At 71.0% G+C, this 26,110-nt stretch carries 29 protein-coding genes and 2 tRNA genes; 16 read left to right on the forward strand and 15 right to left on the reverse strand.

What is annotated here, in order from left to right:
• Window positions 1-92 precede the first annotated feature (92 nt).
• The 3 genes from VA596_RS07560 to VA596_RS07570 are packed head-to-tail and all read left to right on the forward strand — an operon-like array spanning window position 93 to window position 2,119.
• A complete protein-coding gene (locus VA596_RS07560; protein ID WP_323324593.1) occupies window positions 93-1,247 on the forward strand; it encodes a sensor histidine kinase in 1,155 nt (384 codons plus the stop codon).
• Complete coding sequence (locus VA596_RS07565) at window positions 1,244-1,909, forward strand: response regulator transcription factor (RefSeq protein ID WP_323324594.1); 666 nt, start codon at window positions 1,244-1,246, stop codon at window positions 1,907-1,909. The genes VA596_RS07560 and VA596_RS07565 overlap by 4 nt, the downstream gene beginning before the upstream one ends.
• 9 nt (window positions 1,910-1,918) lie before the next feature.
• Window positions 1,919-2,119, forward strand: coding sequence for a hypothetical protein (locus tag VA596_RS07570; RefSeq protein WP_323324595.1), 201 nt, complete (start codon window positions 1,919-1,921; stop codon window positions 2,117-2,119).
• A 4-nt stretch (window positions 2,120-2,123) separates the two neighbouring features.
• Here VA596_RS07570 and VA596_RS07575 read toward each other — a convergent pair whose 3' ends face one another.
• Entirely contained in the window at window positions 2,124-2,570 is a 447-nt protein-coding gene (locus tag VA596_RS07575; RefSeq protein WP_323324596.1) for a nitroreductase family deazaflavin-dependent oxidoreductase, read from the reverse strand.
• 127 nt (window positions 2,571-2,697) lie between these two features.
• On the opposite strand from VA596_RS07575, the gene VA596_RS07580 reads away from it, so the two are divergent.
• Window positions 2,698-3,369 (forward strand): TetR/AcrR family transcriptional regulator, encoded by a 672-nt coding sequence (locus VA596_RS07580; RefSeq protein WP_323324597.1) that lies wholly within the window; start codon window positions 2,698-2,700, stop codon window positions 3,367-3,369.
• Between the two features lie 152 nt (window positions 3,370-3,521).
• Complete coding sequence (locus tag VA596_RS07585) at window positions 3,522-5,042, forward strand: 3-hydroxyacyl-CoA dehydrogenase (RefSeq protein WP_323324598.1); 1,521 nt, start codon at window positions 3,522-3,524, stop codon at window positions 5,040-5,042.
• Here VA596_RS07585 and VA596_RS07590 read toward each other — a convergent pair.
• Both VA596_RS07590 and VA596_RS07595 read right to left on the reverse strand, forming a co-directional pair.
• Window positions 5,035-5,562: a L,D-transpeptidase gene (locus VA596_RS07590; protein WP_323324599.1), complete on the reverse strand. Its 528-nt coding sequence runs from the start codon at window positions 5,560-5,562 to the stop codon at window positions 5,035-5,037. The two genes, VA596_RS07585 and VA596_RS07590, sit on opposite strands and share 8 nt — an antisense overlap.
• A gap of 133 nt (window positions 5,563-5,695) precedes the next feature.
• On the reverse strand, window positions 5,696-6,355 hold the full coding sequence (locus VA596_RS07595; protein WP_323324600.1) for a L,D-transpeptidase: 660 nt from the start codon (window positions 6,353-6,355) through the stop codon (window positions 5,696-5,698).
• Between the two features lie 109 nt (window positions 6,356-6,464).
• Between VA596_RS07595 and VA596_RS07600 the strand changes: the two genes are divergently transcribed.
• Both VA596_RS07600 and VA596_RS07605 read left to right on the forward strand, forming a co-directional pair.
• Window positions 6,465-6,986, forward strand: a complete 522-nt coding sequence (locus tag VA596_RS07600; RefSeq protein ID WP_323324601.1) for a GrpB family protein — start codon at window positions 6,465-6,467, stop codon at window positions 6,984-6,986.
• Window positions 6,987-7,099: 113 nt separating this feature from the next.
• Window positions 7,100-7,609, forward strand: coding sequence for a hypothetical protein (locus tag VA596_RS07605; protein ID WP_323324602.1), 510 nt, complete (start codon window positions 7,100-7,102; stop codon window positions 7,607-7,609).
• Here the strand turns inward: VA596_RS07605 and VA596_RS07610 are convergent.
• On the reverse strand, window positions 7,599-8,489 hold the full coding sequence (locus tag VA596_RS07610) for a serine/threonine-protein kinase (RefSeq protein WP_323324603.1): 891 nt from the start codon (window positions 8,487-8,489) through the stop codon (window positions 7,599-7,601). The genes VA596_RS07605 and VA596_RS07610 overlap by 11 nt on opposite strands.
• A gap of 14 nt (window positions 8,490-8,503) precedes the next feature.
• Window positions 8,504-10,198, reverse strand: coding sequence for an N-6 DNA methylase (locus VA596_RS07615; protein WP_323324604.1), 1,695 nt, complete (start codon window positions 10,196-10,198; stop codon window positions 8,504-8,506).
• Window positions 10,199-10,275: 77 nt separating this feature from the next.
• Between VA596_RS07615 and VA596_RS07620 the strand changes: the two genes are divergently transcribed.
• The 6 genes from VA596_RS07620 to VA596_RS07645 all read left to right on the forward strand — a co-directional run bounded on the left by VA596_RS07620 (window position 10,276) and on the right by VA596_RS07645 (window position 15,369).
• Window positions 10,276-11,019, forward strand: coding sequence for a PP2C family protein-serine/threonine phosphatase (locus VA596_RS07620; protein WP_323324605.1), 744 nt, complete (start codon window positions 10,276-10,278; stop codon window positions 11,017-11,019).
• A gap of 44 nt (window positions 11,020-11,063) precedes the next feature.
• Window positions 11,064-11,148, forward strand: a tRNA-Ser gene (locus tag VA596_RS07625).
• A 543-nt stretch (window positions 11,149-11,691) separates the two neighbouring features.
• Window positions 11,692-11,952 (forward strand): hypothetical protein, encoded by a 261-nt coding sequence (locus tag VA596_RS07630; RefSeq protein WP_285457569.1) that lies wholly within the window; start codon window positions 11,692-11,694, stop codon window positions 11,950-11,952.
• Between the two features lie 4 nt (window positions 11,953-11,956).
• Window positions 11,957-12,202, forward strand: a complete 246-nt coding sequence (locus tag VA596_RS07635; RefSeq protein ID WP_323324606.1) for a hypothetical protein — start codon at window positions 11,957-11,959, stop codon at window positions 12,200-12,202.
• Between the two features lie 33 nt (window positions 12,203-12,235).
• A complete protein-coding gene (locus VA596_RS07640) occupies window positions 12,236-14,965 on the forward strand; it encodes an FtsK/SpoIIIE domain-containing protein (RefSeq protein ID WP_323324607.1) in 2,730 nt (909 codons plus the stop codon).
• Complete coding sequence (locus VA596_RS07645) at window positions 14,962-15,369, forward strand: hypothetical protein (protein WP_323324608.1); 408 nt, start codon at window positions 14,962-14,964, stop codon at window positions 15,367-15,369. Before VA596_RS07640 ends, VA596_RS07645 begins: the two co-directional genes overlap by 4 nt.
• A 1-nt stretch (window position 15,370) precedes the next feature.
• Here the strand turns inward: VA596_RS07645 and VA596_RS07650 are convergent, their stop codons facing one another.
• The 5 genes from VA596_RS07650 to VA596_RS07670 form a co-directional block, all read right to left on the reverse strand.
• The gene (locus VA596_RS07650; protein WP_323324609.1) at window positions 15,371-15,676 is read right to left on the reverse strand and encodes a YbaB/EbfC family nucleoid-associated protein; all 306 of its coding nucleotides are present in this window, start codon (window positions 15,674-15,676) and stop codon (window positions 15,371-15,373) included.
• Between the two features lie 22 nt (window positions 15,677-15,698).
• Window positions 15,699-16,283: a hypothetical protein gene (locus tag VA596_RS07655; protein WP_323324610.1), complete on the reverse strand. Its 585-nt coding sequence runs from the start codon at window positions 16,281-16,283 to the stop codon at window positions 15,699-15,701.
• Complete coding sequence (locus VA596_RS07660; protein ID WP_323324611.1) at window positions 16,283-17,482, reverse strand: putative T7SS-secreted protein; 1,200 nt, start codon at window positions 17,480-17,482, stop codon at window positions 16,283-16,285. The genes VA596_RS07655 and VA596_RS07660 overlap by 1 nt, the downstream gene beginning before the upstream one ends.
• Window positions 17,479-18,165, reverse strand: coding sequence for a hypothetical protein (locus tag VA596_RS07665; RefSeq protein ID WP_323324612.1), 687 nt, complete (start codon window positions 18,163-18,165; stop codon window positions 17,479-17,481). Before VA596_RS07665 ends, VA596_RS07660 begins: the two co-directional genes overlap by 4 nt.
• Window positions 18,166-18,309: 144 nt before the next feature.
• Window positions 18,310-20,793 carry an endonuclease/exonuclease/phosphatase family protein gene (locus VA596_RS07670; protein ID WP_323324613.1) on the reverse strand — a complete coding sequence of 828 codons (2,484 nt, stop codon included), beginning with the start codon at window positions 20,791-20,793 and terminating at the stop codon, window positions 18,310-18,312.
• A 126-nt stretch (window positions 20,794-20,919) separates the two neighbouring features.
• Here VA596_RS07670 and VA596_RS07675 point away from each other — a divergent pair, with 126 nt between their 5' ends.
• Window positions 20,920-21,954 (forward strand): CapA family protein, encoded by a 1,035-nt coding sequence (locus VA596_RS07675; protein WP_323324614.1) that lies wholly within the window; start codon window positions 20,920-20,922, stop codon window positions 21,952-21,954.
• 290 nt (window positions 21,955-22,244) lie between these two features.
• Here the strand turns inward: VA596_RS07675 and VA596_RS07680 are convergent, their stop codons facing one another.
• Together VA596_RS07680 and VA596_RS07685 are read right to left on the reverse strand one after the other, a co-directional pair.
• A complete protein-coding gene (locus VA596_RS07680) occupies window positions 22,245-22,691 on the reverse strand; it encodes a limonene-1,2-epoxide hydrolase family protein (protein ID WP_323324615.1) in 447 nt (148 codons plus the stop codon).
• 16 nt (window positions 22,692-22,707) lie between these two features.
• Window positions 22,708-23,625 carry a TauD/TfdA dioxygenase family protein gene (locus VA596_RS07685; RefSeq protein WP_323324616.1) on the reverse strand — a complete coding sequence of 306 codons (918 nt, stop codon included), beginning with the start codon at window positions 23,623-23,625 and terminating at the stop codon, window positions 22,708-22,710.
• Window positions 23,626-23,947: 322 nt separating this feature from the next.
• Between VA596_RS07685 and VA596_RS07690 the strand changes: the two genes are divergently transcribed.
• Window positions 23,948-24,259: a hypothetical protein gene (locus tag VA596_RS07690; protein ID WP_323324617.1), complete on the forward strand. Its 312-nt coding sequence runs from the start codon at window positions 23,948-23,950 to the stop codon at window positions 24,257-24,259.
• Window positions 24,256-24,828: a hypothetical protein gene (locus VA596_RS07695; protein WP_323324618.1), complete on the forward strand. Its 573-nt coding sequence runs from the start codon at window positions 24,256-24,258 to the stop codon at window positions 24,826-24,828. Before VA596_RS07690 ends, VA596_RS07695 begins: the two co-directional genes overlap by 4 nt.
• On the opposite strand, the gene VA596_RS07700 is transcribed toward VA596_RS07695, so the two are convergent.
• The 3 genes from VA596_RS07700 to VA596_RS07710 all read right to left on the reverse strand — a co-directional run bounded on the left by VA596_RS07700 (window position 24,821) and on the right by VA596_RS07710 (window position 26,064).
• Window positions 24,821-25,603 (reverse strand): SDR family oxidoreductase, encoded by a 783-nt coding sequence (locus VA596_RS07700; protein ID WP_323324619.1) that lies wholly within the window; start codon window positions 25,601-25,603, stop codon window positions 24,821-24,823. The two genes, VA596_RS07695 and VA596_RS07700, sit on opposite strands and share 8 nt — an antisense overlap.
• Before the next feature lie 130 nt (window positions 25,604-25,733).
• A tRNA-Ser gene (locus tag VA596_RS07705) sits at window positions 25,734-25,821 on the reverse strand.
• Between the two features lie 33 nt (window positions 25,822-25,854).
• Entirely contained in the window at window positions 25,855-26,064 is a 210-nt protein-coding gene (locus VA596_RS07710) for a CsbD family protein (RefSeq protein ID WP_323325705.1), read from the reverse strand.
• Window positions 26,065-26,110 lie beyond the last annotated feature (46 nt).

Raw genomic sequence — 26,110 nt, forward strand, 5'->3', positions numbered from 1 at the left:
CCCCAATGTGGCGTTCGGTGCGTCCAACGCACCCAACGCCACATTGGGGCGTTCGGGACCTGCGGCAGCCCGGTTAGGGCAGAGTTGCGGGCGTGTACGACATCAGCGGGTCACTGCGGCGGCAGTCGCTGCTCGTCGCGGTGGTCTGCGTCGCGTGTGACGCGCTGCTGTTCAGCGTCCGCGGGCCGCTCGGCAACGGCCACTGGCAGCCGTGGGTGGTGCTGTTCGCCGGCGTCGCGGTCAACGCCGCGCTCGCCGGCCCGGCCCGGTACTCGGGCTGGGTGTCGCTGGCGCACGCCGTGCTGTTCGCCGCCTCACCGCTGCTGATCAGCACCACCGCGGGGTACGTCGTCGGCAACAACGCCGGCATCCTGATCGCCGGGTACCGGGCGGGCGCCTGGCTGCGCCCGAAACCGGCGGTGCTCGCACTCCTCGCGATGCTCGCCGGCGTCACCGCGGGCTGCATCGAAGGCGGCGGCCGGACCGCGAGCGACCTGCGGCTGATCGCGGTCAGCGTCAGCGTGAGCGCGCTGCTGCCGTGGCTGGTGGGCCGGTACACGACGGCCCGGCGCGCCTACATCGCCGACCTCGAGCGGGCCGCGGACGAACGCCGTCAGCACGAAGAAGAAGCCGTGCGCCGAGCCGTCACCGAGGAGCGCACGACGATCGCGCGCGACCTCCACGACGTCATCTCCCACCACGTCAGCGCCATCGGCGTGCACGCCGGCGCGGCCCGGCTCGGGCTGCCCGACGGCGACTCGCCGGTGCGCAAGTCCCTCGGCGCGGTCGAGTCCGCGAGCCGCTCGGCGATGGCCGACCTGCGCCGGCTGCTCGACCTCCTGCACGCCGAGGACACCGCCGCCCAGCCCGGTCTGGACAACCTCGACGAGCTGGTCGAGACGGTCCGCGCGGCCGGCCTCCCGATCCGCCTGACGCTGCTCGGCGAGCCGCGTGAGCTGCCCGGCTCGCTCGACGTCGCGCTGTACCGGATCGCGCAGGAAGCCCTGACGAACGCGCTGCGCCACGGTGAGGGCCCGGTCGAGGTCGAACTGAACCACGGCCGCACCGAAATCGTGCTCGCGGTGACCAACGCCCTGTGCCCGGGCCGCGTCCCCCAGCGCGAGCACGCGCACCGCGGCCTGGCCGGGATCCGCCAGCGCGTCACGCTGTTCGGCGGCCAGGTCACCTACGGCGAACACGGCACGCAGTGGCAGCTGCGCACGACCTTCCCGGTGGAGAGCACATGATCCGCGTCCTGCTGGCCGACGACCACGCGATGTTCCGCTCCGGGATGCGCGCGCTGCTCGACACCCAGCCCGACTTCACCTGCGTCGGCGAGGCGTCCGACGGCCGCGAGGCGGTGGCCGAGACGGCCCGCCTGCGCCCGGACGTCGCCGTCCTCGACGTCCGGATGCCCCGCCTCGACGGCCTCGCCGCGACCGAGGCGATCCTTTCCGCGCCGGGCAACGACACCCGGGTCATCGTGCTGACCACCTACGACGCCGACGAGTACGTCTACCGAGCGCTGCGGGCCGGGGCGAGCGGGTTCCTGCTGAAGAGCCTGGCGCCGGAGGAGCTGGTCGCGGCGATGCGGGTGGCGGCCCGCGGTGACGCGCTGATCGACCCGTCGGTGACCCGGCGGCTGGTCGCGAAGTTCGCGTCGGTGCTGGAGCCCGCGGCCGCCGAACCACCCGAGCTCGCGCGGCTGACGTCGCGGGAGCGGGAGGTGCTGCTCCTGCTCGCCAACGCCTGCAGCAACGCCGAGATCGCGCGGCAGCTGCACGTCGGCGAGGAGACCGTGAAGACGCACGTCTCGCGGGTGCTCTCGAAGCTCGGGCTGCCCGACCGCGTGCACGCCGTCGTCTACGCCTACCGGCACAAGCTCGTCCCCGGCGAGCGACCTGCATAGACTGGGCCGATGAAGCGCTGGATCACCTTCGCGGTCGGGGTTGTGCTCTTGCTCGTCGGCGCCGTCTGGGTGCTGCAGGGCCTCGGCGTCATCACCGGCAGCTTCATGACCGGCCAGAAGCTGTGGTTCCTCATCGGGCTCGTCGCGTTCCTGGTCGGGGTCGTCCTGGTCGCGGCGAACGTGACGCGGCGGCGCAAACCGACCCCCTGAAAACCTACTTCGTGAAGATCTCGAAGACCGGGTAACCGGGCGCGATCTCGCGCAGCTTCTCGTCCGACGCCTTGGCGTCGACGCCCTCGAAGAACGCGCTGACCTCGAACTTCCAGCGCTTGAGGTAGGCGCGCAGGATGGCGGGCTTCTCGTCGTCGCCCAGCTCGCGGTAGGTGAAGGTGTCGTCGCGCCGTCCGACCCGAAGCTGGCCCTGGCCCGCGGCACGCAGGTTGCGCACCCACTGCGTCTCGCCGCGCGCCGCGACGAGGTAGTCGACACCGTCGATGGTCAGCAGGTTGACCGGGGTCGAGCGCGGCTCGCCGGACTTGCGGCCGACGACGGTCAGCACCCGGCTGCCCAGCAGGCTCACGCCCATCTTGGTCAGCTTCGCGACCAGCTCGTTGAAGACGTTGGTGGACTTGCCGGGCTTGAGGTAGCGGGTCTCGGTCATGGCGTCCTCCGAAGTTCGGGAGAGCAGTGCTCTCGGTTAAGAGCAGTGAACACCCTTTCGGCGCGCACTGTCAAGAGCAGTGCTCTCGATTTTGTTCAGCGCTCTCGCGCATGGCACACTGGCGGCCATGACCGCGACCCGGACCGCGCGCGAACGTGCCCGCGCCGAACTCACCCAGGAGATCAAGGACGAAGCCCGCCGCCAGCTCGCCGAGGTCGGCGCGAACGGGCTTTCCCTGCGCGCGGTGGCGCGTGAGCTGGGCATGGTCTCGTCCGCGCTGTACCGCTACTTCCCCAGCCGCGACCGGCTGCTGACCGACCTGATCGTCGACGCCTACAACGCGATCGGCGAAGCCGCGGAAACCGGGGACCCGGGCACGGGCGAGCCGCGCGAAAGGTGGCTCGCGATCTGGCAGGCGACGCGCGAGTGGGCGAAAGCGCACCCGCACGAGTACGCGCTGATCTACGGCTCACCGATCCCCGGGTACCAGGCCCCGCAGGACACCGTCGCGCCCGCCGCCCGCGTCGCGCTCGCCCTGGTCAAGGTGCTCACGCACACCGAGCTGCGGGCGATCGACGGCGACGTCCCGCCCGGGCTGCGCGCCCAGGCCGAGACGCTCACGAAGGCCCTCGGGATCGTCGCCGGACCCGAGACCGTGGCCCGGCTGCTCATGGCGTGGACCCAGCTGTTCGGCGCGATCAACTTCGACCTGTTCGGCCAGTACGTCGGCAGCGTCGACCCGGCCGACGAGTTCTTCACCCACTCGGCGAGGCGGATGGCGGAGTTCGTGGGTCTGTAGGCAGCACCTCGGTGGTGTCCCGCACCAGGCGCCGCCGCGTCGAGCAGCCGCGCCTTGGTCACTTCGCGGCTTTCCGCCCGCGTCAGGCGCTTCCCGGCCACGGCCGAGACGGTACCGTCGCGCGGTAGGCAACGGCGGAAGGCGGGCACGACGTGACGGGGTGGGCCGGGAAGGTCGGCAGGATCCGGGTGATCGGGACCGGGGTGATGGGCCGCGGGATCGTCCAGCTCGCCGCGACCGCGGGGGTGACCGTCGAGCTGGCCGACGTGCAGCCCGACGCCGTCGCGAAGGCGATCGAATTCGTCGGCGGGATGGCCGACAAGCTGGCCGCCAAGGGCAAGCTCGACGAGGACCCGCAGGCCGTGAAGGACCGGCTCGTCCCGGTCGACGCGCCGGACGCGCCCGCCGAGGACGTCGACCTGGTCATCGAAGCCGTGCGCGAGGACCTCGCGACGAAGCGGTCGCTGTTCGCGAGCCTCGAGCGCGTCTGTCCACAGGAGACGGTCTTCGCGACCAACACCAGCTCGCTGTCGGTCACCGAGATCGCCGCCGAGCTGGGCGACCCCGGCCGGCTCGTCGGCCTGCACTTCTTCAACCCGGTGCCGCTGATGCGCCTGGTCGAGGTGGTCCCAGGCACCCGGACGCACGACTGGCTGCCCGCCGAGGCCCTCGAACTGGTCCGCGCCTGGGGCCACGAGCCGGTGCTCGCGAAGGACGCACCCGGTTTCCTGGTCAACCACGCCGGCCGCGGGCTGGGCACCGAGGCGCTGCAGATCCTCGACGAGGCGCTGGCCGAGCCGGCCGACGTCGACCGGATCGCCCGTGACGTGCTCGGCCTGAAGCTCGGCCCGTTCGAGCTGCTCGACCTCACCGGCCTCGACGTGTCCCACGCCGTGCTGGAGAGCATCTGGAGCGGCTTCCACGGCGACCCGCGGCTGCGGCCGTCGTGGCTGACGCGCCCGCGCGTCGCCGCCGGCCTGTTCGGCCGCAAGAACGGCGAGGGCTTCTACCGGCACGTCGAGGGCAAGCAGCAGAACCCGGACGAGCCGGCGGCGCCGCCGAAGCCGACGGGCCCGGTGTTCACCGCCGACGAACCCCTCGCCCGCGTGCTGTCGGCGGCCGGCGTGCACGTGGTGTCGGACGCCTACCCGGACGCGGTCCTGCTCGTCCCGCTCTACGGCGAGTCCACTGTGGAGGCAGCCACCCGCGGTGGCCTGCCGCTGTCGCGCGTCGCCGGCGTCGACCCGCTGGGCGGCTACGAACGACGGCTGACGCTGTCGGTGCACCCTGGCCTCGACCCGGCCGTGGGCCGCGCGGCCTGGGGCGCGCTGGCCGCCACCGGCAACCCGGTGACGGTGGTCCGCGACGGCCCGGCCCCGATCGCCCAGCGCCTGCTGGCGTCCATTGTGAACACCGCCTGCTTCATCGCGGGACGGCATCTCGCGACGCCGTCGGACATCGACACGGCCGTCCACTTGGGACTCGGCTACCCGCGCGGCCCGCTGGCCTGGGGCGACCTGGTCGGCGGCGAGGTGGTCCTGCGCATCCTGCGCGGCCTCGAGGCGTCCACCGGCGACCCCCGCTACCGGCCCAGCCCGTGGCTCACCGAGCGCGTCGCCCTCGGCCTGCCCCTCACCGCGGCCGGGACGACCCCCGCGGACCTGCTCACCTGACGACCTGGACCTCGTCACCCTTGTCGAGCGAGGAGAAGAACTTCAGCGACACCGCGGCCGAAAGGTGCACGCAGCCGTTCGAGTACTTGGCGAGGCTGCCCTGGTGGAACGCGACGCCGTTGTAGAAGAACACCGAGTTGGGCATCGGCGCGTTATTGAACTCCTTGGAGAGGTGCATCTTCTCCTTGTAGAGCACGTGCCACGTCCCGACCGGCGTCGTGCTGCCCTTCTTGCCGGGCATGATCTTCACCGGGCCGTAGACGATCTTGCCCTCGTCGAGCAGCCAGGCCTGTTTCCCGGACAGGGAAACGCAGGCCTTCGCGGTGATCGTGCACGGCACGCCGGGCGCCATCTCGGGCTCGGCCGGAGCGGTCGTCGCCGCCGTCGTGTCCGAAGTGGACGACGGCGGGACCGTCCCGGCCGCCAGCCGGACGTCCGCGGTGCCCCCGGCCGAACAGGCGGTCAGCACCGCCGCCGCGGCCAAAGTGGACAGAGCCGCCAGCGCACGCCGTACTCGCATGTTTCCCCCGTAATCCGTGGTGATCCCCTATACCCACCAAGACGTCTGGCCTCGCCGGAGGTTGTGCGCACGAAAAAACGGGCCGCCTCCGGAGATCCGGAGACGGCCCGTTTCGTGCTTCGTGGACGACGGGTTACGGGACGACCTGAACGACGTCGCCGACGTGCAGGGTGTTGAAGTACTTCAGGGACGCGCCCGCCGACAGGTGGATGCAGCCGTGCGAGTACACCGACAGGCTGCCGGTGTGGAAGGCGTCACCCGGGTAGAAGAAGACCGAGTTCGGCATCGGCGCGTTGTCGAACTCCTTCGACAGGTGCACCTTCTCCTTCGAGAGCACGTGGAACGTGCCGGTCGGGGTCGCGTAGCCCTTGCGGCCCGGCAGCATCGGAACCGGCCCGTAGACGACCTTGCCGCCCTGCAGGATCCAGGTCTTGTGCGCCGAGAGGTCCACGCAGGCGGCGGTGCCCGCGGACGCGGCGGCGGCCGCGCACGGCACACCGGGGTCGGCGGCGGGCTTCGGGGCCGGCTTGGGCTTGGGCTTCGGCTTGGGGGTGGTGCTGGTCGGCGCCGGCTTGGTCGTCGACGGGGCCGGCGTCGACGACGGCGTCGCGCTGGCCGACGTGGTGGGCGTCGGGGACGCGCTGGTCGACGTCGGAGTCGGCGATCCGCCGCCGGCGCCCGCCGCGACCGCTCCGCCGCCGACGGTCCCACCGGCACCGGACGCCCCGCCGGAGCACGCGGCCAGCACGAACGCCGTGGCCAGCGCCGCCGCTCCCACCAGAAGCCTCTTCACGATCCCGTACCCCCAGAAGACTCGATCACGCTCTTGGACACCCCTAAAGACGGTGTTGACCCACCAGAGGTTCGTCCACGAAGGTCACGATTGGGTAGATGATGACCCGATGGTGATCGTTTCCCCCTACAACCCGTCCTGGCCCCAGCACTTCGCCCAGGCCCGCGCCGAGATCCTCGCCGTGGCCGGCGACCGGTTCACCGAGGTCGAGCACGTCGGCAGCACGTCGGTGCCGGGCCTCCCGGCCAAGCCGATCATCGACGTCGCCGCGCTCGCGCCCGACCTCGATGCCGTCCCGCCCGACCTGTTCGACGGCCTCGGCTACCGCGCCGAGGACTTCGGCGCCCCGGGACGGCTGCTGTTCGTCCGGCGCGACGGCGACGTCCGCACCCACCACCTGCACGTCTTCCCGCCGTCGAACTGGGAGCACAACAAGGAGCGCATCCTGGCCGCCCACCTGCGGAAGTACCCGGAAGCCGCGCTCCGGTACGGCGAGCTGAAGCAGAAGCTGGCGGCGTCCGGAATGTCCGGTGACGCGTACACGCGGGCCAAGACCGACCTCATCCAGGAGCTGTCCGACGCCGCCCGCGCCGAGCGCGGCCTGCCGCCGGCGCCGGTCTGGGAGGAGTAGCGCGTCCACCCGGGGGTTGAGGCCGGGGTCCACCCGGGACCGATCCGTACGCCGACGTGTCCGGGCGGGTTTTCTCGGAAGCTGGAGGCACCTTCGAAACCATGGAGCCTCCGATGTCCAGCATCGCCACCGTCCTGCTCTACGTCGCCGCCGCCGGCCTCGTCCTCTACCGGGTCGTCTACAAGCAGCTGCGCGGCACGCTGCTCGACCGCAAGTCGCTGGTGACGCTGCCGCTGCTCCTCGTCGTGGTGGGCGGTTACCTGACGCTGAAGGCGCTCCCCGGTGCGTCGGCCGCCGAGCTCGGCTTCCTCGGCGTCGACCTGGTCCTGTTGGCCGGGCTCGGCGTGCTCCGCAGCACCACGACGACGCTCACCGCGCGCGAGGGCACGACGTTCCAGAAGGGATCGGCCGTCACCCTCGTCCTCTGGGTGCTGACGATCGGCGTCCGGGTCGGCCTGGTCGCGCTGGCCACCGTGCTCGGGGTCGCGGGCCCGCTGTCGTCGGCGTCGATCGCGTTCACCGTCGGAGTCAGCATCGCGGTGCAGAACGCGACGACCTACCGCCGGATCCGGCTCGCCGGCCTGCCGCTGGCCGAGCGGGGTGCGGTGCGCGTCAGCCGTTGACGCGGCCCAGCATCCGCGCGTACATCCGGCCCGGGCTGGCCACCGACGGCGGGGCCAGGAACCCCGGCAGCGGCGGCAGCCCGGTGACGAACGGCCCCAGCCGGTCGTACAGCGCCGCCGCGCCGGACGGCCGGTCCTCGGGGTCCTTGGCCAGCATCTCGGCGAGCAACCCGTTGAGCTGCTTCGGAATCCCCGCCACCGGGAGCGGCAGCTCCTTGACCTGCCGCTCGAACACCGCGTACGCGGTAGGCCCGTCGAAGAGCCGTTGCCCGGTGAGCATCTCGTGCAGCACGCAGCCGAGGGCGTAGAGGTCGCTGCGCGGTTCGGCGCCACCGCGCTGGATCTGCTCGGGGGCCATGTACGACGGCGTCCCCAGCAGCTGCCCGGCCCGGGTGAACTGCGCGGCGTCGGCCTCGCGCAGCACGGCGAGGCCGAAGTCCATCACCTTCACCCCGCCGTCCGGGCCGAGCATCAGGTTCGACGGCTTGAGGTCGCGGTGGCACACCGCGAGCGCGTGCGCGGCGGTCAGCACCGCGCACGCCTGCGCCGTGATCGCCGCGGCCCACGGCACCGGCAGCGGCCCGTGTTCGGCGAGCAGGTCGGCCACCGTCACGCCCTCGACGAACTGCATGACCTGGAACAACCGGTCGTCGTGCGTGCCGTAGTCGTACAACGCCGGTACGCCCGGATGGTCGAGCGTCGCCAGGATCCGCGCTTCGCGGGCGAAGCGGGCTTCGAGCTCTTCGTCACGGCCAGGGAGCCTGAGCAGCTTGATCGCGACGCGCCGGCCCAGCCTGCGGTCGTGCCCGCCGTGCACCGCGCCCATCCCGCCGCGGCCGAGCGGCAGTTCGTCGAGCTCGTAGCGGTCGGCGATCAGCATCCGTTCCCCTTCGGCTAGCCGCCTCCGGGGCGGAGCCGTCCTTCGACCAGTCCGGCAAAGCCTAGCCGGACCAGCTCACGCCCGGTTTCGGCCGCCTCGCGCAGAACGTCGTCGAACTCGGCCAGCTGCTGGAAGGCCAGGCCGTACCGGTACTGGACGTCGAGCGGGCAGCGTGGGACCCGCACCCGCCTGCTGTCGATCCGGGTCGACGCCGAGGGGGCCGGGAGGTCGGCGGCGCGCAGGCAGCCGGCGAGGAAGTCGGCGTCCAGCCGGTTTGGGTCGACGCGGTAGATCGTCAGCCCGGCCCCCACCGGCTGCGAGGGTCCACTGTGGACGTAAGCGGTGCCGGTCACCGACGCGACGACGTCACCCGCCTCCGCGACCGGCGGCTCGGCGTCCACCCGCGCGGCGTGCCGCACCTCGACGACCCCGGCCTTGACCAGCTCGCCGATGGTCGTGAACGTCTGCTCGACGTCCGCCGTCTCCAGCGGCGGCAGCTGCGGCGCCAGCTCGTCGAACCGCTCCCGCACGGCCTGGAACGCCTGCCCGGGATCCTCGTCCCTGGCCCGCCAGCGGGCCGGCGAGAGGTCGACGTCGTCGTCGAGCAGGTCGATGATCCGGACGCCGGTTTCGGGCCGTGCCAGGAACTCCAGCCACTCTTCTTCCACTGTGGACAGATCGTCGCCCGACTCGGCGAGCAGCACGGTGGACGGCGGGCGCCGGCCGGGCACCGGCCGCCGCAGCAGCCAGAGGTCTGGGCCCGCCGACGTCAGCGTGACCACCGCGCGGACCGCGCCCGCGCGCAGCAGGTTGCCGCGGATGCGCTTTCCGCTGCGCCGCCCGGCGGCCGCGCCCGGCATCAGGATCGCCACCGTGCCACCGGGTTCGACGTGCGCCAGGCAGTGCTGAACCCAGGCGAGCTCCGGTTCGCCGCGCGGCGGCAGGCCGTACTCCCAGCGCGCGTCGCCGACCAGCTCGTCGTGACCCCAGGCGCGTTCGTTGAACGGCGGATCGCACAGCACGGCTTCGGCGGTCCGGCCCTCGAAGGCGTCTTCGCGCAGCGCGTCGACGGCGTGGACCTCGGCCTCGACGCCGCGCAACCGCAGCCGCAGTGACGCGATCGACGCCGTCATCGGGTCGCTGTCCTGGCCCAGCACGGTCTTCGCGCCGCTCGCGAGGGCGAGCGCGCCGAAGCCGCAGGCCGGGTCGAGGATGGCCGACACGGGCCCGGCGAGCCGCGCCATCAGCTCGGCGACCGGCTCCGGCGTCGTCGACAACCGTCGCGAGTGGGCCTCGAAGTACCGGCGGCACAACAACTCGAACGCCTCGACCGGGCCGGCCCGGTGCGTCATCTCGCTGAGCAGCGTGAGCAGCTCGGGGTCGGCGAGCTTGCGGTCGAAGGTGTCGGAAAGCCCGGCCTGGAAGGCGAAGAAGGCACCTGCGCGGCTCACGCGCTCGGCGAGGTCGAGGTCGTCACCGAGGGCACGCAGGCGCTGCCAGGCGCGTTCACCTTCGGTCAGCTCGAACTTCTTGCCGCGGGCGTGGAACCAGCCGGCGACGTCGGACAGGCTGAACAGCGGGCTCGACGCCGTGCCGCCGACCGGCTGCGGGAAGTCGTGGTAGCGGCGGCGCCAGTTGCTCACCGCGGCCCGGCCGACCCCGGCGAGGCGCGCGATGTCTGCCGCGCTGACCGTGGCGTCGTCGTCCATGGCGAGGACTCTATCGGAGGATGGTCCATTCAGCCGACATGCTTGTGAACTCAGTCAACCAATGCTTTCATGGGAGCATGACACACGATCGGTACGTCCTGCGGTACGCCGCGGGGTCGGACGTCGGCAGGCGGCGCCGGATCAACGAGGACTCGCTGTACGCGAGTGCCCGCCTGCTCGCCGTCGCCGACGGCATCGGCGGTCAGCCGCACGGCGAAGTGGCCAGCGCGACCGCCGTCGACGTGCTGCGTGAGCTGGACGTCGACCTGCGCCGGGTCGACCTCACGACCATCGACCTGACGGCGACGCTCGCCGGTGTCGTCAAGTCGATCGGCGAGCGGCTGACCGAGGTCGCGGCGCAGGAGCCCACGACCGAGGGCATGGGCACCACCCTCACGACCCTGCTGTTCGACGGCGTCACGTTCGCCGCGGCCCACGTCGGCGACTCCCGCGGCTACCTCCTGCGCGACGGCGGCCTCCGCCGGCTGACCCGCGACCACACGCTCGTCCAGGCCCTGGTCGAGGACGGCCGCGTCGCCGCCGAAGACGCCGCCTCCCACCCGCGCCGTTCGCTGCTGATGCGCGCCCTGCAGACGACGGGCTCGAGCGACCCCGACATCTGGACGTTCAAAGCGAAGCCGGGCGACCGCTACCTGCTCTGCTCGGACGGCCTCAGCGGCCCGGTCACCGAACAGACCCTGCGCGACACCCTCGAGAGCGGCACCGACCCGGCCGAACTCGTCCCGGAGCTGATCCGCCTGGCCAACGAAGGCGGCGGCCCCGACAACATCACCTGCGTCATCGCCGACGTCACCGCCTGACCCGCCTTCGAAGCGGCGGAAGGGCATCCGGTATCGTCTCCTGCGGAGGATTGGCCGAGCGGCCTAAGGCGCACGCTTGGAAAGCGTGTTGGGTTCACGCCCTCGCAGGTTCGAATCCTGTATCCTCCGCGCTTGATCAGGCGAAACGCCGGGAAGCCCTTACAGGGCGCCCGGCGTTTCGCCGTTTCCGGCCCGGGATCCGGTGTCCCGCCCCGCAATCCCGCTTCCGCGCCGGGCAAATCCACGACTGCGTCGCCCGGACGTGTGCACGCTCGTCCACCAGGCCTAACGTGAGACATCTTCAAAACTGAACTGAAGTTTCTTGTGCGGTGGCAGGGAGTTACGAACAGGGCTGAGCGCGACCCATCGGCCAGGCCGCGATAGTCTCCCCACAACCTCGACCGCCCCCGTTCAGAGAGGCCCGAAGTGGCACGAAAAACGCTCTGACCTGGGGCAGTGCAGGCCAACGACGCCAATATGCGGTGTTCGTGCCGGGTTGACCCCCGCACGCACCGTGATCGGCCAGGCCCCGGACGTTCCTGCGTCCGGGGCCTTGCTGATTCCGGACTCGCGATCACTGGGCATCATCAGATGATCACGGTGAGTCGTGGATCTGTTTCAATAGATTTCCGCCCCCGCAAAGAACAACCAGACTCGAGGAGTAGAGGCCCGATGGCCGGAGTCGAAGAGATCCGCGCTGGCATCGCGCTCGCCAACGAAAAGGCGTCCGCAGGCATCGCCGCCCTCCAGCAAGCAGCGCAGTCTCTCGAAGAAGCCCAGCAGTCGCTCGCACAAGCGACGCAGGGGAGCAGCCAGCACGAAGTGAGTCAGGCCCACGGCCTGCTGGCCCAGGCTCTGCACGACATCAGTGGCATGCAGAGCACCATCCAGGCCAGCATCTCGTCCGCCGACTCGTACTCGGCGCGTCTCTAGCCGGATGACACTAGCCGAACTTCACCAGCTGCTCACCGCGGTCGTGGCCGGGCTCGCCGACGCGCGCGCCCACTCCGAGCGGGCCACAAGCCTGCTCGGGGAAGCCCGGCAAGCGCTGGTGGACGCCCAGGCCAAGGCCGATCCCTGGCTCCCCTCGCAGTACGCGCAGGCCGGCGAGGGGCTGGATCAGCTCCTCGGCCGCCTGGCCTCCGCCGAGGATCTGGTGAGCGGATACCGATCGCGCCTGTAATCCTTTCCGGGACACCTTTTCTTGGGGACGCCGATGGCCAACAAGTCAGCCGAGCAACGCAACCGCGTCGAAACCGCACTCGACCGGGTCCGCCACCAGATCGGGCTGGTGCTGGGAGCCGCGGCCGGAGCCCGTCAAGCCGCCGAAGCCGACCTGGCCAAGCTCGAGCTCGAACGCGCGATCGTCCAGGTCGGCATGAACCACGCCAGCACCGAGCAGCAGAACGAGTGGTCCCGCCACCCCGCCGCGCACGAGGTCTTCGGCGCGCTCGGCTCGGTCCGCAGCGCCTACTACACCGACTGGAGCCAAGGCCCGGCCACGCTGCGCGAGCTGGTCGCGCAGAACGCACCCGGCCCGGCCGGGCTGCCGCCGGGTGACTGGCTCGGCCAGGTCGGCCACAACGCCGGCCTCACGTCGCCCGGGCTGTGGCGCGTCGGCTCGGCGACGGCCGCCGGCGGCGACCCGACCCGCAAGTTCGACGTCGCGGTCCCGCTGCTCGACGAGTCGCACCTGGCGATCACGTCGGCGCCGAAGACCCGGCCCACGATCGACGGCATCGTGCAGAACCTGCTGATCCGCGTGCTTTCGACGTTCGAACCCGGTGCCGTGCGCGTGCACCTGTGGGACGTCGGGCAGCTGACCGCGATCCTGCCCGACCTGTACCCGCTGAACAGCACCAGCGCGCTCTCGCTGTACGACCCGGGACGGCTGGAGGACCTCCTCGACGAGCTGGCCGGGCACATCCGCCGGATCCACGCCACCGGGATGCAGGCGGGCCACACGTCGTTGCGGGAGCTGCGGATCGCGCAGCAGCAGCGGATCGAGCCGTTCCGCGTCGCCGTGCTGTACGGCAACGGCGAAACCCTCGAGCCGGAGCGCGCCCGCGACCTCAAGCGCGTCGCGAGCGGGGCGCTGGCCGCGGGCATCTGCCTGATCATGATCGACGTGCCGACCGCGGTCAGCGCCCCGGTCGAAACCCTGAGCCTGACCGACGACCGGCACGCGATCAGCAGCATGACCGGCACCGACCTGATCGTCGACCTCGATCCGCCGATGCCGTCCTCGCAGGTGCTCCGCGCCACCGACAAGATCGCCAAGGCGCTGATCGCCAAGCAGGGCGGGCCCCGGTCGTTCGACGACCTGCTGCCCGTGGAGCTCGGGCACCACAGCTCGGCGCGGGAACTCCGTGGCCCGGTGGGCTTCTTCGAGGGCGAGCCGGTCGAGGTCGTGATCGGGGACGCGAGCCCGCACGCGCTGATCGGCGGACCGTCCGGATCGGGCAAGACGAACTTCCTGTACGCGCTGCTCGGCAGCCTCGCGGCGCGGTACACGCCGAACGAGCTGGCGCTGTACCTGCTGGACTTCAAGGAAGGCGTCTCGTTCGCCGGCCTGGCGCCCGGGCGCAAGGACCAGACCTGGCTGCCGCACGCGCGGCTGGTCGGCGTCAACGTCAACACCGACCGCGAGTTCGGCTTGGCGCTGCTGCGCTTCCTCGCCGACGAGCTGCGACGGCGTTCGTCGGCGGCGAAGGAGCACGAGGTCACGAACCTCGCCGACCTGCGCGAAGCCGACCCCGGTGGGCACTGGCCGCGGATCGTCGCGGTGATCGACGAGTTCCAGTACCTGTTCGCCGGGCGCGACCAGGTGACCGCGACGGCGACCCAGCTGCTCGAGGACATCGCCCGCCGCGGCCGGTCGCAGGGCATCCACATGGTGCTGGCCAGCCAGGACGTCGCCGGCATCGAAGCGTTCTGGGGCAAGCCCGCGGTGTTCGAGCAGTGCACGCTGCGGATCGCGATGCCGAAGGCGCGGCGCGTGCTGGCCGAGACGAACAACGCGGCCGTGTCGGCCCCGAAGTGGCACGCGGTGATCAACCACGACTCCGGCATCGCGCACGGCAACCAGCTGTCCCACGTGCCGGACGCGAGCAGCAAGAACGTGTTCGTCCGGCTGCAGCACCGGCTGTGGGAGGAGTACCAGGGCCGGTTCCCGCGGCCCCGTCTGTTCGACGGCGCGCATTCACCGATCCTGGAACAGTTCCCGGCGTTCCTCGACCTGAAGCCGACGTCCAAGCCGCGGGCGCTGCTGGGCCAGTCGATCGACGTCACCGAAGCGGCGTGCGGCGTCGAGCTGCCGCGGGCACCGGGCCGCAACGTCGCGGTGCTCGGGTCCGCCACCGCCGAGGCGCTGTCCATCATGGACTCCTCGGCACGCTCGCTGTCCCGGCAGTACGACGCCGGCGAGGTCGAGTTCCTGCTGAGCTGCCCCATCGAGGCGTGCGCGCCGGCCGCGCTGGAGCTGACCTACCGGCTGCGCGAGGACGGCCACGCGGCGACCCTCGTCGACGACCTGACCGGCGTCCTCGAGTCGATGACGGGCTCGATGACCGGCGGCGCGAAGATCCTGCTGCTCTACGGCGTCGACGCGGCCCTGCCCCACCTCGAGGCGAAGGCGATCGGGCAGCTGAAGAGCGGGCTCGACCACCTGCGCGTGATCCTGAAACAGGGCCCGACCCACGGCATCCACACGATCGGCTGGTGGCGCAGCATCGCCCGGCTCAAGGACACGCTGGGGTTCGCGGGCACCGACGACATCGGCGCGTGGGCCGCACTCGACGTCCAGGGCAACGAGCTCGCGCCGTTCGCGGCCGGCCAGGTCGTGCACTGGTCACCGCGGCCGGGCCGCGCGTTGTTCTTCGACCGGACGACGCACGGCGCACCCGAAGTGATCATCCCGTTCCAGCGTCCGGAGAACGCGCAATGACCGACGACGGTGCCACCGCGGCCATGCGGTACAAGGAGACCATCGCCCTTTCGCGGGGCTCGGCGGAGAACCTGCGCGCCTGGGAGCTGAACCGCGCGCAGGAGCTCGAAGGCGAGATCGAGGAAGCGAAGGCCGCGATCGAGGTGGCCGCCGAACGCGAACAGCGCGCGTCCGAGCGCGCGACGCGCTGGTGGAAGATGGCGCTGCACAACATCCAGGGCCTGACGTGGCTCCCCCCGGGCGACAACCCCCACCCGGTCTCGACGGCCCGCGCGGCCTACCTCGAGCGTTACCTCGAGGAGGTCAAGCCGAGCTACCAGGAACTGGTCCAGGCGGTCCTGGGCCTGGGCTGGCGAGCCAAGCGCGCGGCGGCGAAGCGCGGGGAGGAACCACCGCAGGCCTAGCTCAGACGTCGAAGACGGTGTCGTAGGGCTCGTCGTCCTCCCCCGCGGTCCGTCGGCGGAGCGGCTGTTGCGGCGCTCCGGTGGCTTCCCGGATGGCTGTGGTGATGGCTCGCCCGAGCGCGGCGGCATCGAGCCGCATGGCCTCCGGCGCGAGCCTCACCTCGCGGACCCCACCGCCGGGCCCGGCGACCACAGTGACGACCCGGTCCGGCGAGGTTCCGCTGAGCAGGCGCTGGTTCTCGGCCCTGCGTTCCTCGATCTGCTTGAGCTGCCAGCGCAGCTCCTCGATCAGCTGTGGATTGCTCAAGCCGGCCTCCGGACTGTCCCGATCACTGCGGGCCGCCGTTCTCCTGCCCGCTGCGCAGGCTCCAAGCCACCTTCGCCGTCGCCTCGGCGACGGCGGGCCAGGCGTCCTCGGACTCCGCGACCACCGCGAGGATCACCACGGATCGCCCGTCCGGCAACGGGATCTGGTACTCGGCCTTGATCTGCGTGCGCACGTCCCGTTCCGGGAACCGGTATTCACCGCCGCTGATCGCGACCACGGCCGGGCCGATCGGCAGCCGTACCGGATGCGCCACGGCGCGTGGATGACGGACCCGGTACTCGGTGACCATCGCCGCGACGACGGCGTCCGGGTTCCCGGCGTGTTCCGGCCACTGCGCCATGCCCAGTGTCAGCGTCGCGACGTCCCCCTGTCGCGGCCCGACGGCGAACTTGCCGAACACCCGGATGCCGTTGGCCTGCATGGCCGGCACCAGCGCCATCAGGTAGCTGCCGAACTGCTCGATCGTCGTCCCGGCGCCGGCCGCGAGGTTTTCGGCGACGGTCCAGGCGTGCCCGCGGTTCATCCTGTCGTCACTGCCCACCGGCATCCCGGCGAACCCGGGCGGCAGGTCGATCTGCAGCGGCATCAGTTCCACACCTCGTCTTCCGCCCGCTCACGACGCCGTTCCGGCGCGTTGTCGGCCTTGGTTCCGACGTCGACGGCGTTCCAGTACGCGACCCCGGCCGGCGAAGCCGCGACCACACTCCACTGGTCGGCGTTCTTCGGTACCCAGTACTGCTCGAGGTCGCCGATCGGGCCTTCGAACTCCTGGCCCATGCCGTCGGCGGCCAGCTCGCCTCCCACCTGTTCCCCGAGCAGTCCCAAGCTGCCGAGAGCGACTGCTTTGGAGACGGTTCCCGACACGCCGGGAACGGCACCCAACAACGAAGTGACCGTTCCGAGGGCATCGAACGTGAGGGTCTCGGGAGCCACATCGGCCCCGGCCGCCTTCGCCACCAGGTGGCCTTGCAGGGCTCCGATGCCCAGCCCCGTGGCGATCGCGCCCATGACGACGTCGACGGGCGGGGGCAAGCAGTCGCCGACGATGCCAAGCATGTTGCCCAGATCGCCCGTGACATCGGAGACCTTCGAGATCACCTCGGCGTGGTCCTGGACGAAGTCCCAGGCGTCGTCGACCGAGTCGGCCAGGGTGTTCGACAGGTCCGTCAGGGCGCCGCCCACCGCGTCGCCCAGCTTGTCGAGCAGGTCCGGCTCGTCCGGGGCCAGTTCCTTCGCCTTCCGCAGCAGCGCCGCGACCCGGCCCGCGGCCTGGGTGTGCTCGGCCAGCAGTTGTTTCGCCGCGTCTTGGACGTTCTGGCAGCCGTCGAGAGCGTTCTCGAGCTGCCGGCCGGCGTTGTCCAGCAGCCGCTGCGCGATCTGCAACGACGGCTGGTCCTGGAACGTCCGGTTCGCCAGCGCGAGGTCGGGGTTCGCCCGAGCCTCCTCCGCCGCGCGCGCCGCCGCCTCCGCGCGGGCCTCCAGATCGGCTGCGCGTTTCTGCAGGTCACCGAGGTCGTGGCACCAGGCATCCAGCGCGTCGGCGGCCTGCCCCATCGACTTGGCCGCGCCGTCGAGGTACCCGGGCAACGGCCCGACGCGCCGGGTGAACGCCTCGCTAGCTTCGCCCTGCCAGACGCCCTGCTTGGTGACGATCTCGCGCAGCGAAACGTTCGCCTCGGCGAGATCGCGGCTCACGACGCGGTATTTGCCGGCCAGGTCGGCGACGCCGTCAAGCTCACCGGGCGCGGGATCGAAGCCCAGGGCGGGGAAGTCGCGGGCGCTCACCGGTCGAGACCGTTCAGGATGTCGGCGATGCCTTTTGTGGCGCCGCCGCCCACTGGCGGGTCGCCGGGGCTCTCACGCTCAGCCAGCCGGTCGATCCCCGACACTCCGCCCGTGTAGCCACCACCGACCGAGCCGAGATCCACACCGGTTGCCCCGGACCCGGCCGGTTGATCGCTCGCGGGTGCCACTGCTCCAGCTGAGTCGCCGATTCCGAGCCCACCTTCCCCGCCCACTGCCCCGGACCCGGCCAGCCGATCAATGCCCGGCACCCCACCCGTGTACCCGCCACCGACCGGACCGTCGCCCGGCTGGTCCGCCAGCTCACCCACGCCCGGCACCCCGCCCGTGACCCCGCCGCCCACCGGACCATCACCCGTGCCGAACACCGCGGAGCCGAACCTCCCCAGCTCTCCGCCGAACTCGGCTTCGATCTGCTCGTACTTCTGCTTCGCCTCCTTCAGCCGCTCCGTGATTCCGGCCGCCGCGTCGCCGAGCCGGCCGATGCCGTACCTCCATGCCTCCTCGAACTCGACGCCCGCCCGGCCCAGGTCGGCTTGGCCGAGCGAACCGAACGCTCCACCTCCGCCGAGCTTCCTGTTCGCGTCGGCCATTCCGTCCGCCGCCGTGCCGAGGTCGCCGATGAGCTTGCCCAGCTCCTCGACCTTCACCGCGTAACCGTCCACGCCACTCTCCCTGTGGTCCCATCGCCCGGTAAGACGACCGAACACGCAGAGCGGTTTCGATGTCACCCAATGTCACTCGAAGGAGTGGGCACGAAAAAGCCGCCACCGGGCAAAGCCCGATGGCGGCCTTCGGAAAAACGACGACTACGGCTGCGGGAAGTACTTCCCGAGCAGCTGCTCCAGGTAGTCGAGCAGGTCGTACAGCGCGTCCTGGATCGCGTTGCCGGTGCTCGGCCGGAACCGGATCACCTGCGGGTCGTGGTCACTGGCCTGGTCGGCGAACTCCGCGTTGATGTGGACGACGTCGTAGTCCACCCCGCGCGGCGCCTTCGACGCCAGGATGTGGTCCAGCACCTGCGACTGGCCCTCGAACACGTAGCTGTAGCGCTCCGCCTCCGGCACCGTCGCGATCAGGTCCTTCAGCGCGCCACCCGCGGTGAGCGTCTGGACGGCCGGCGAGAACGGGTAATCGTTCAGGTCGCCCGCCACCACGATGTTCGCGTTCTTGTCGGCCGCCAGCAGGGAGTCGACGAACCCGCGCAGCACCGTCGCCTGCTTGGTGCGCTGCACCTCGGAACTACGCACCGGCGGCTGGTTGCGGCCGTGCGTCGGCTGGTCGCCGCCCTTCGAGTTGAAGTGGTTGGCGATGACGAACACCGTGCGGCCCTGGAAGACGAACTCGCCGGCGAGCGGCTTGCGGCTGGACGTCCAGGCCTCGTTCGCCGGGTCGACGCGCCCCGGGGACGCCGACAGATGCGCCTTGCCGTGGTCACGGACCACGCTGACCGGCGTGGTCGACGACCCGCCCGGGCGGTCCACAAAGGACACCCGAGCCGGGTTGTACAGGAACGCCACACGGATGTTGCCGCCCGGCTGGCCGCCGTCCTGGTCGTTCACCGGGTCGATCGAACGCCACTGGTAGCGCGGGCCGCCCTTGGCGACGATCGCGTCGGTGAACTTCTGCAGGGTCTGGTCCGCGGCGACGACGCCGTCGTCGGTCGCACCCGTGTTGTCCTGGATCTCCTCCAGGTTCACGATGTCCGGCGTGGCCAGGTGCGTCACGATCGCCTCGCCGAGCCGGTCGTACTTCGCCTGCGGGTCGCTCGGAGCCAGGTTCTCGACGTTGTACGTCGCCACGGCCAGCTCACCCGTGCGCTGCTTGCGCGTGGTCTCGGCCTGCAGCCCGTTGTCCTTTTCGGCCCCGAGCACGCTGGCCAGCAGCGTGTAGCCGCCGAAGGTGCTGTACTCAACCGGACCGGAGGTGACGCCGGTCAGCGCGTCCCCGACGTTGAGCTTCGGGAACGGCCGCTGGTCGAACGAGATCAGCGACTGCACCTTGAGGACACCGCTGTTGAGCTTGTCGTAGCCCAGGTAGACGCTGCCGCCGCGGACCGACTTGTGCTGGTCCGGCTTGGTCGTCACGTACAGCTCGTTGAACGAGTTCGACGGGCCGACGACGCGGGCGTCGGTGACGCTCACGATCTCGCTCTCGTGCGCCTCCCAGAAGTCCAGCGCGTACTTCGCCGGCTCCAGGGGCAGCGCCTCGATGTTCCCGCCGGGCGACGGCGCGTACGTCTCGGGCACCGTCGTCGGGCTCAGCACGGTCGGCGCGGGCAGCGGGTTGCTGTGCGAGTCGACCGTCCACTGTGCACTGCTCAGCTCGGTCAGCGACTGGTAGACCGACGTCGAGGGTGTGTCCGGGTAGAACTCGCGGACGGTGCCGGTCGCGGTCACGGCGTCACCCACGGTGACGGCCGGGCTCGTCGATCCGGTGAACACGAACAGGCCCTCGCTGGTGCGCGGGTCACTGTCCGGAGCCGGGTCGGTGAACCAGAAGCCGTGGGACGAGCCGAACGTCCGGGTCGCGGTGACGATCCCGGTGACGCCGCTGACCTTCTGGTCCTTGAACGGCGAGATCCGCGTGGTGCCCTGGATTTCGTGGATCTTCGCGGGCGTCCCTGGCTCACCGGGGCCGCTGCCGCCGGTGGTCTCGCCCGCGGCGTTCGTCGGCGTCGGGTCGCCGACGGTGAAGTCGGTGGCGTTGTCGTCGGTGTCGGCGAGCGCCGTCCCGCGCGCGACGGACGTCGAGTTCGACGGCGCGGCGGTCGGGTTGCCCTCCCGGACGGTGGCGGTGCCGAAGCCGACGAGGTCCTTGACCCGGGTGTCGGCCGCGCAGTCCGCGGCGGTCTTGCAGGTCAGCGCGGTGGTCCCGGAGACGAGGGCGATCGTGCCCGCGGTCGCCGACATCGCGATCGTGCCGGTCGCGTCCGGCGCGGGCAGGGCGACGGTGCCCCCAGAGCCCTTGCCCTCGGCCACCAGGTAGCGCCCGTTCGGCGCGACGCTGCCGGTCAGCTGCGTCACCTGCCAGGTGCTCGACGCGCTCGGCGAACCGGGCAGGTACTGGACGCTGAAGCCGGCCAGGCTCGCGGCCGCAGTACCGTGGTTGCCGAGTTCGACGAAGTCGTTGGTCAGTGTGGCGCCGGAGTTGCCGCCACCGCCGTAGACCTCGGCGATGACCGCGTCGGCGCTGGGTGTGGCGAAGGCGGCCGGTGCGGCCACCCCGCCGAGCACCAGGCCCGACGCGACGGCCACGGTCAGCGCAGCCTTGGATCTGTGGGTCTTGGTCACCCTGAGTCCCCTTTTTGCTTGAACAGTCGTGGCATAGTCCCCCGAACAGATGAGGAGCAGGAAGACAAAGATGCAACGATTCGTAACAACTACTTTCGTCGTCACTCGATCGGCAGAGCAGGTTTCGTGATCACGCTGGTACTCGGCGGGGACGTCAACGTTCAGGGCCGCGCGGAGCCGTCGAAGGCGTTCGAACTGGTGAATCCCCTGCTCCAGGGCGCCGATCTCCGCTTCGTGAATCTCGAAGGACCGCTCTCGGGCACCGCCGGGAACTCCGGCGTCGCGGACATCCCGCACGAACCGAACTGGCGGCATTCCGCGCCGGAGATGGTCGAAGCGCTGACGGCCGCCGGCATCGACGTCGTGTCGTGCGCCAACAACGTGACCTACCCGCCGGCCGCCGCGCTGGCGAGCCTCGCCGTGCTCGACGAAGCCGGGATCGCGCACTGCGGCGCCGGCGCGGGCCTCGCCGCGGCGCACGCGCCGGCCGTGCTCGAGCGCGCCGGGCAGAAGGTCGCCTTCCTCGCCTACACGTCGCTCTGCTGGCCGTTCGGCCAAGGGGTGCAGGTGACGGCTCCGGGCGTCGCGCAAGCGCTTGCGACCACGTCCTACCAGCCGGACCCGCGCGTCGCCGACGTCCCGGGACGGCCGCCGCTGGTGCGCACGGCGCCGGTGCCCGAGGACCTGGAGCGGCTCGTCGCCGACGTGCGCCGGGCGAAGGCGGCCAACGACCACGTCGTCGTCTCGATGCACTGGGGCCTGCCGGGCGCGGACCTCACGGAGTACCAGGTGACCTACGGCCGGGCGGCGATCGACGCCGGCGCCGACCTGGTCGCCGGACACGGCCCGCACACGATCCAGGCCGTCGAGGTGTACCGCGGCCGCGCCATCCTCTACAGCCTCGGCAACCTCGTGTTCGACTGGCCCGCGATGCGCGGCCGGCACGTCGACGGACTGCTGGCCGGCTGCATCTTCGGCGACGAACCCCGGCTCGAGCTCATCCCGGTGCGGCGCAACGCCGACAACGAGTGCGAACCGCTCACGGGCGAGGAAGCGGACCTGGTGCTGCGCTACGTCGCGGACGTCTCCGCACAGCGCGCCACCGCGGTGACCGTGCGGGACGGAATCGCCTCCGTCGCGGGATTAGGCGTTGGGGCGTAACGGATCGCGCGCGAGGAGTTACAGCTCGCGTTACGCCTGTCACCCATCCGGCGCATCTGCCTTAAATGCAGGTCAAGGACCGGAGTCACCGGTGTGAAGCAGCGGTACGGTCTGTTTCGGCCGCCGGAAAAGTGGCGCAGACCACTCAGGAGGCACGAGGAGTCAGCACGACACGGGGGGAGGGAGAATGATCATGTGGGGGTTGATCGTTCTCAGCTGCGTGTTCGTGCTGGTACTGGGGACCGCCGCGGTCGTGGACCTTCGGGCCCACGACCGCGGCCGTAGCCGGGTCAGCGGACGGCGGACCTCGCCCGATAACGGCCGATGAGCGTCCGCGCGCCGGCCAGCGCGACCCGCCCGGCGCCCTTCGCGCTCGCCGCGAGCACCGTCGTCCAGTCGAAGTAGTCGCGCCACAGCACGATCCGGCCGCCTTCGACCTCGAACGTGCCGCACACCCAGAACTCCGCTTCCCACGCGCCGCGGCGCAGCACGTCGGTGCGTTCGGTGAGCACGACGTTGCCGTCCGCCGCGATGTGGTGCGTCCGCGCCTCGAACCCGGAGCCGAACCGGGCCATCAGCCGCAGCTGCTTTTCGACCGCGGCGACGCCGCGAGCGGGCGGCAACGGCACGTTCTGGTACACGATGTCGCTCGCCGCGAACGTCAGCGCGCGGTCGATGTCGAGGTCTTCCAGAGCCTTGAGGAAACCGGTCACCACTGCCTGGGGTTCTTCGGTCATGCCCCCAGGCTAAGGCTCAGAACGGCCGGTCGCCCGCGATGGCGACGCGCTCCGCGATCCGGACGTGCGGGTGGTAGTCGTTCACCGCGTAGTGCTGCGTCGCGCGGTTGTCCCAGAACGCCACCGAGTCCGGCCGCCAGCTGAACCGCACCTGGAACTCGGGCGTGTGCGCCTGCAGGAACAGGTACCGCAGCAGCCGGTCGCTCTCGGCGCGTTCCAGTCCGACGACGTGCGTCGTGAACGCCTGGTTGACGAACAGGGTGCGCCGCCCGGTCTCCGGGTGCGTGCGGACCACCGGGTGCTCGACCGGCGGGAACCGCTCCTGCCACTGCGCGAGCAGCGCCGGATCGGCGAACCGGTCGAAGCCGGGGAGGTAGTCGTGCACCGCGGTGAGCCCGTCGATGCGGGCGCGGACGTCTTCGGGCAGGTTGTCGTAGGCGGCGGCCATGTCGGCCCACATCGTGTCGCCGCCGACCGGCGGCACCTCGATCAGCCGCAGCACCGAGCCGAGCGCCGGGTTGGGCCGCCAGGTGACGTCGGTGTGCCAGATGTTCTCGTAGCCGGGCATGGCAGCCGTGCGCTCGAAGCGCGTGACGTGCTCGTCGTCGCCCCGCGCGATGAACGGGTTGGTCTCCAGCTCACCCCAGTTCGCGGCGAAGGCGCGCTGCTGCGCGGACGTGATCCGCTGGTCGCGGAAGAAGACCACCTTCCACTCGAGCAGCGCACGGTTGAGCTCTTCGCGCAGCTCAAGGGTGACAGGCTCGCTGAGATCGACGCCTTTGACCTCGGCGCCGATCACCCGGCCGAGCGGGCGGAGGGTGAACAGCTCGTACGGTTCGGACGTCTGACGCAGGACGCGCGGGCCTTCGACGATGCCGTCGGCGGGCGTCACGGCCTCGCGTAGCTGAATCCGGGCAGGCAGGTCTACGGACATGGTTGTGCTCCAAGGTTTTCGGGGGTTTTCGGACGCCGGGCTCGCGTCAGGCCGGAGGCGAGCCCAGGCGGCCGCGGCGCAGGAGCAGCTCCACGGTGCCTTCCCCAACCGACCGCTTGGAGGCGCGGTCGTGCCACCGGATAGGCGTGCTTTCCGAGGTGGCGGGCATGGGTTCATGGTCACCGTTGTCCCGCCCCGCGGTCAAGACGTCCACTTGGTGGAACGCCTCAATGCCGCAGGTCACCGCGATGCGGGCGGCCCGGGAGCATGAGGCAAGATCTTCCACGATCGAGTGAGCGCCCTTGACGACGGAGGTCACCCCATGCCGGAAGGCAGAGGCTCGCGGATCGACAGCGACCGGTTGCGCACCGCAGCCGACCAGCTTGACCAAGCCGCGGCCGCGGACGACAAGGCCGCCGGCCGGTTCGCCGAAGCCCGCGTCGACTCGACGCCGTTCGGCATCTCGGCGCAGGCCCGCGAGCTCGCGGCCCGCTGGTCGTCCGCTCTCGCGGCCCGGGAAGCGGACGCGCGCGTCCTCGGCGACGCGACGTCCGACCTGGCCGGCCGGCTCCGGATGGCCGCCGACACCACGAGGAGTTCGGGCTTCCGGGGGCGGATCGCGGTGGCACCGTGACGCTCGAACTGTTCGAACACCCGGCGCTGACCTCGACGGCCGCCCGGCTGGCCTCCTTGCGCGCCGCGGCGGGCCGGATCGGCGCCCCGGACCCGGTCGCCGTCCTGCGCCACCTCGACTGCGCCCCCTCGGCGATCCGCACCTCGGCCGCGGCGGTCGACGCGGGTTCCGTCGTGGTGACGACGGCCGCCGCCGAGTTCCGCACCGGAGTCGACCTCGCGGAAACCGGCGGCAGCGCGGAGACGTTCGGCACCTGGGCGGACACAGTGGACGGTCAGTACGCCGAGGCGGCCCGCGCGGCGGCGTCGACGGCGGCGCTGGGGCTCCTGATCGCCGACCGGCTGGACGCCCTGGCCGTCTCGACGGCGACCGAGGTGTCCGCGATCGCCGAGGCCGCGCAGCCGGCGGCGTCCGCGGTCCTCTCGGACGACCGATCGGCCGAGGTGGTGAGCACGGTCAGCGGCGCGTGCGCGTCGGTGGTCCGCACGGTCCAGCAGAAGGTCGCCTCGCTGTCTTCCCTTGCCGCGCAACTGGAACCGCTGACGACCCCGGCGGTCGACCTCAGCTGAAGTGCTCCCGGGCCCAGTCCTCGAAGGCCCGCGCAGGATGCCCGGTGACGCGGACGACGTCCAGCGACACGGGCTCCGGTTCCTCGACCAGCGACGCCCAATAACCCAGTGCACTGGCCGCGAATTCCGCACCCATTTGCCGACTCAGCTCCGTTTTCGCTTCCGCGATCGGCTGTTCTTCCCACACGGCCGGCGTTCCCAGCGCGACCCCGATGAGTCTCACCTGTTCAGCCTGGGTGATCGCCTCCGGCCCGGTGACGAGATTCGTCTGCCTGGCATGGTCCGAAGTGAGCGCCTTCACCGCCATATCGGCGACGTCCCGCTCGTGCACGAGTGACCTTTTGGCTTGACCATAGGGCCCCCGCACGACGCCGTTCCTGATTTGCTCCGCCCACCCGAGGGCGTTGGTGGCGAGGCCGGTGACCCTGAGGAACGTCCAGTCGTCGGTGACCTTTCGGACGGCATTTTCGACGTCACCCCAAACGCCACCGTGCTCCGCACTCATCGCGGAGAGATAGACGACCTTCTTGCCTTTCAAGGGTTCCACGGCGGCTTCAATCCCCTTTGGATCGAAGAAGGGCCAGAGCAGGTAAACGGCGTCGACTCCCTCGGCAGCTTCGCCAAGATCAGTGATGTCGCCCCGCACGACGTCCACACCCTCGGGCGCCTTCGCCGTATCCCGGACAAGAACACGAACCCGCACTCCAGCGTCCACCAGGTCGCTGACGACATGGCGTCCGGTGTGGCCGGTGGCCCCGGTGACGAGAACAGTCATGGTGCGCTCCTTCGTGATCGGTTACCCGACCACGGTCACACTTCAAGCCCTCTTCAAGTCAAGAACGCGATGCCCGGTGGCGGCACAGCAAAACCCCCGGCCGGCTGAGCCGACCGGGGGTCCGGTAGAGCGGTGGCGGTGGGATTTGAACCCACGGACGGGGATTAGCCGTCACACGATTTCGAGTCGTGCTCCTTCGGCCGCTCGGACACGCCACCGCCGAGAAATATACCGGAGGGCCTCCCGCTGCCTCACATGGGGTCGGCTGGCCGCTCGGGCCGGCGCCGGGACTGAACGTCCCGGATCACGCCGCTCGCCTTGTCTCGCAGGTCGTGGGCCACTTCGCGGACCTGGGCGGTCCTTCGCTGGGCTCGGCCGGATGCCCTCAGACGCCGGTTGCCGGTCACGTCTCCGAGCTTCTCGCGAGCGCCGCCGACTGCCTGCTGGACCTTGTCCTTCATCGTCACGACGGTTCCTCCTTCGACGGGGACCTCCCTGAGGGGGTAC

Origin of the sequence: Amycolatopsis heterodermiae, from assembly GCF_034929455.1 — a bacterium.
GTDB lineage: Bacteria > Actinomycetota > Actinomycetes > Mycobacteriales > Pseudonocardiaceae > Amycolatopsis > Amycolatopsis heterodermiae.

Coding starts and splice junctions, on each gene's coding strand:
- VA596_RS07700 (WP_323324619.1), bottom strand. CDS start 25,603: ATGACTGTTCTCGTCACCGGGGCCACCGGCCACACCGGACGCCATGTC.
- VA596_RS07635 (WP_323324606.1), top strand. CDS start 11,957: ATGACACTAGCCGAACTTCACCAGCTGCTCACCGCGGTCGTGGCCGGG.
- VA596_RS07620 (WP_323324605.1), top strand. CDS start 10,276: ATGACACACGATCGGTACGTCCTGCGGTACGCCGCGGGGTCGGACGTC.
- VA596_RS07690 (WP_323324617.1), top strand. CDS start 23,948: ATGCCGGAAGGCAGAGGCTCGCGGATCGACAGCGACCGGTTGCGCACC.
- VA596_RS07615 (WP_323324604.1), bottom strand. CDS start 10,198: ATGGACGACGACGCCACGGTCAGCGCGGCAGACATCGCGCGCCTCGCC.
- VA596_RS07605 (WP_323324602.1), top strand. CDS start 7,100: ATGTCCAGCATCGCCACCGTCCTGCTCTACGTCGCCGCCGCCGGCCTC.
- VA596_RS07590 (WP_323324599.1), bottom strand. CDS start 5,562: ATGCGAGTACGGCGTGCGCTGGCGGCTCTGTCCACTTTGGCCGCGGCG.
- VA596_RS07645 (WP_323324608.1), top strand. CDS start 14,962: ATGACCGACGACGGTGCCACCGCGGCCATGCGGTACAAGGAGACCATC.
- VA596_RS07580 (WP_323324597.1), top strand. CDS start 2,698: ATGACCGCGACCCGGACCGCGCGCGAACGTGCCCGCGCCGAACTCACC.
- VA596_RS07710 (WP_323325705.1), bottom strand. CDS start 26,064: ATGAAGGACAAGGTCCAGCAGGCAGTCGGCGGCGCTCGCGAGAAGCTC.
- VA596_RS07610 (WP_323324603.1), bottom strand. CDS start 8,489: ATGCTGATCGCCGACCGCTACGAGCTCGACGAACTGCCGCTCGGCCGC.
- VA596_RS07570 (WP_323324595.1), top strand. CDS start 1,919: ATGAAGCGCTGGATCACCTTCGCGGTCGGGGTTGTGCTCTTGCTCGTC.
- VA596_RS07640 (WP_323324607.1), top strand. CDS start 12,236: ATGGCCAACAAGTCAGCCGAGCAACGCAACCGCGTCGAAACCGCACTC.
- VA596_RS07630 (WP_285457569.1), top strand. CDS start 11,692: ATGGCCGGAGTCGAAGAGATCCGCGCTGGCATCGCGCTCGCCAACGAA.
- VA596_RS07600 (WP_323324601.1), top strand. CDS start 6,465: ATGGTGATCGTTTCCCCCTACAACCCGTCCTGGCCCCAGCACTTCGCC.
- VA596_RS07575 (WP_323324596.1), bottom strand. CDS start 2,570: ATGACCGAGACCCGCTACCTCAAGCCCGGCAAGTCCACCAACGTCTTC.
- VA596_RS07655 (WP_323324610.1), bottom strand. CDS start 16,283: ATGCCGCTGCAGATCGACCTGCCGCCCGGGTTCGCCGGGATGCCGGTG.
- VA596_RS07685 (WP_323324616.1), bottom strand. CDS start 23,625: ATGTCCGTAGACCTGCCTGCCCGGATTCAGCTACGCGAGGCCGTGACG.
- VA596_RS07565 (WP_323324594.1), top strand. CDS start 1,244: ATGATCCGCGTCCTGCTGGCCGACGACCACGCGATGTTCCGCTCCGGG.
- VA596_RS07680 (WP_323324615.1), bottom strand. CDS start 22,691: ATGACCGAAGAACCCCAGGCAGTGGTGACCGGTTTCCTCAAGGCTCTG.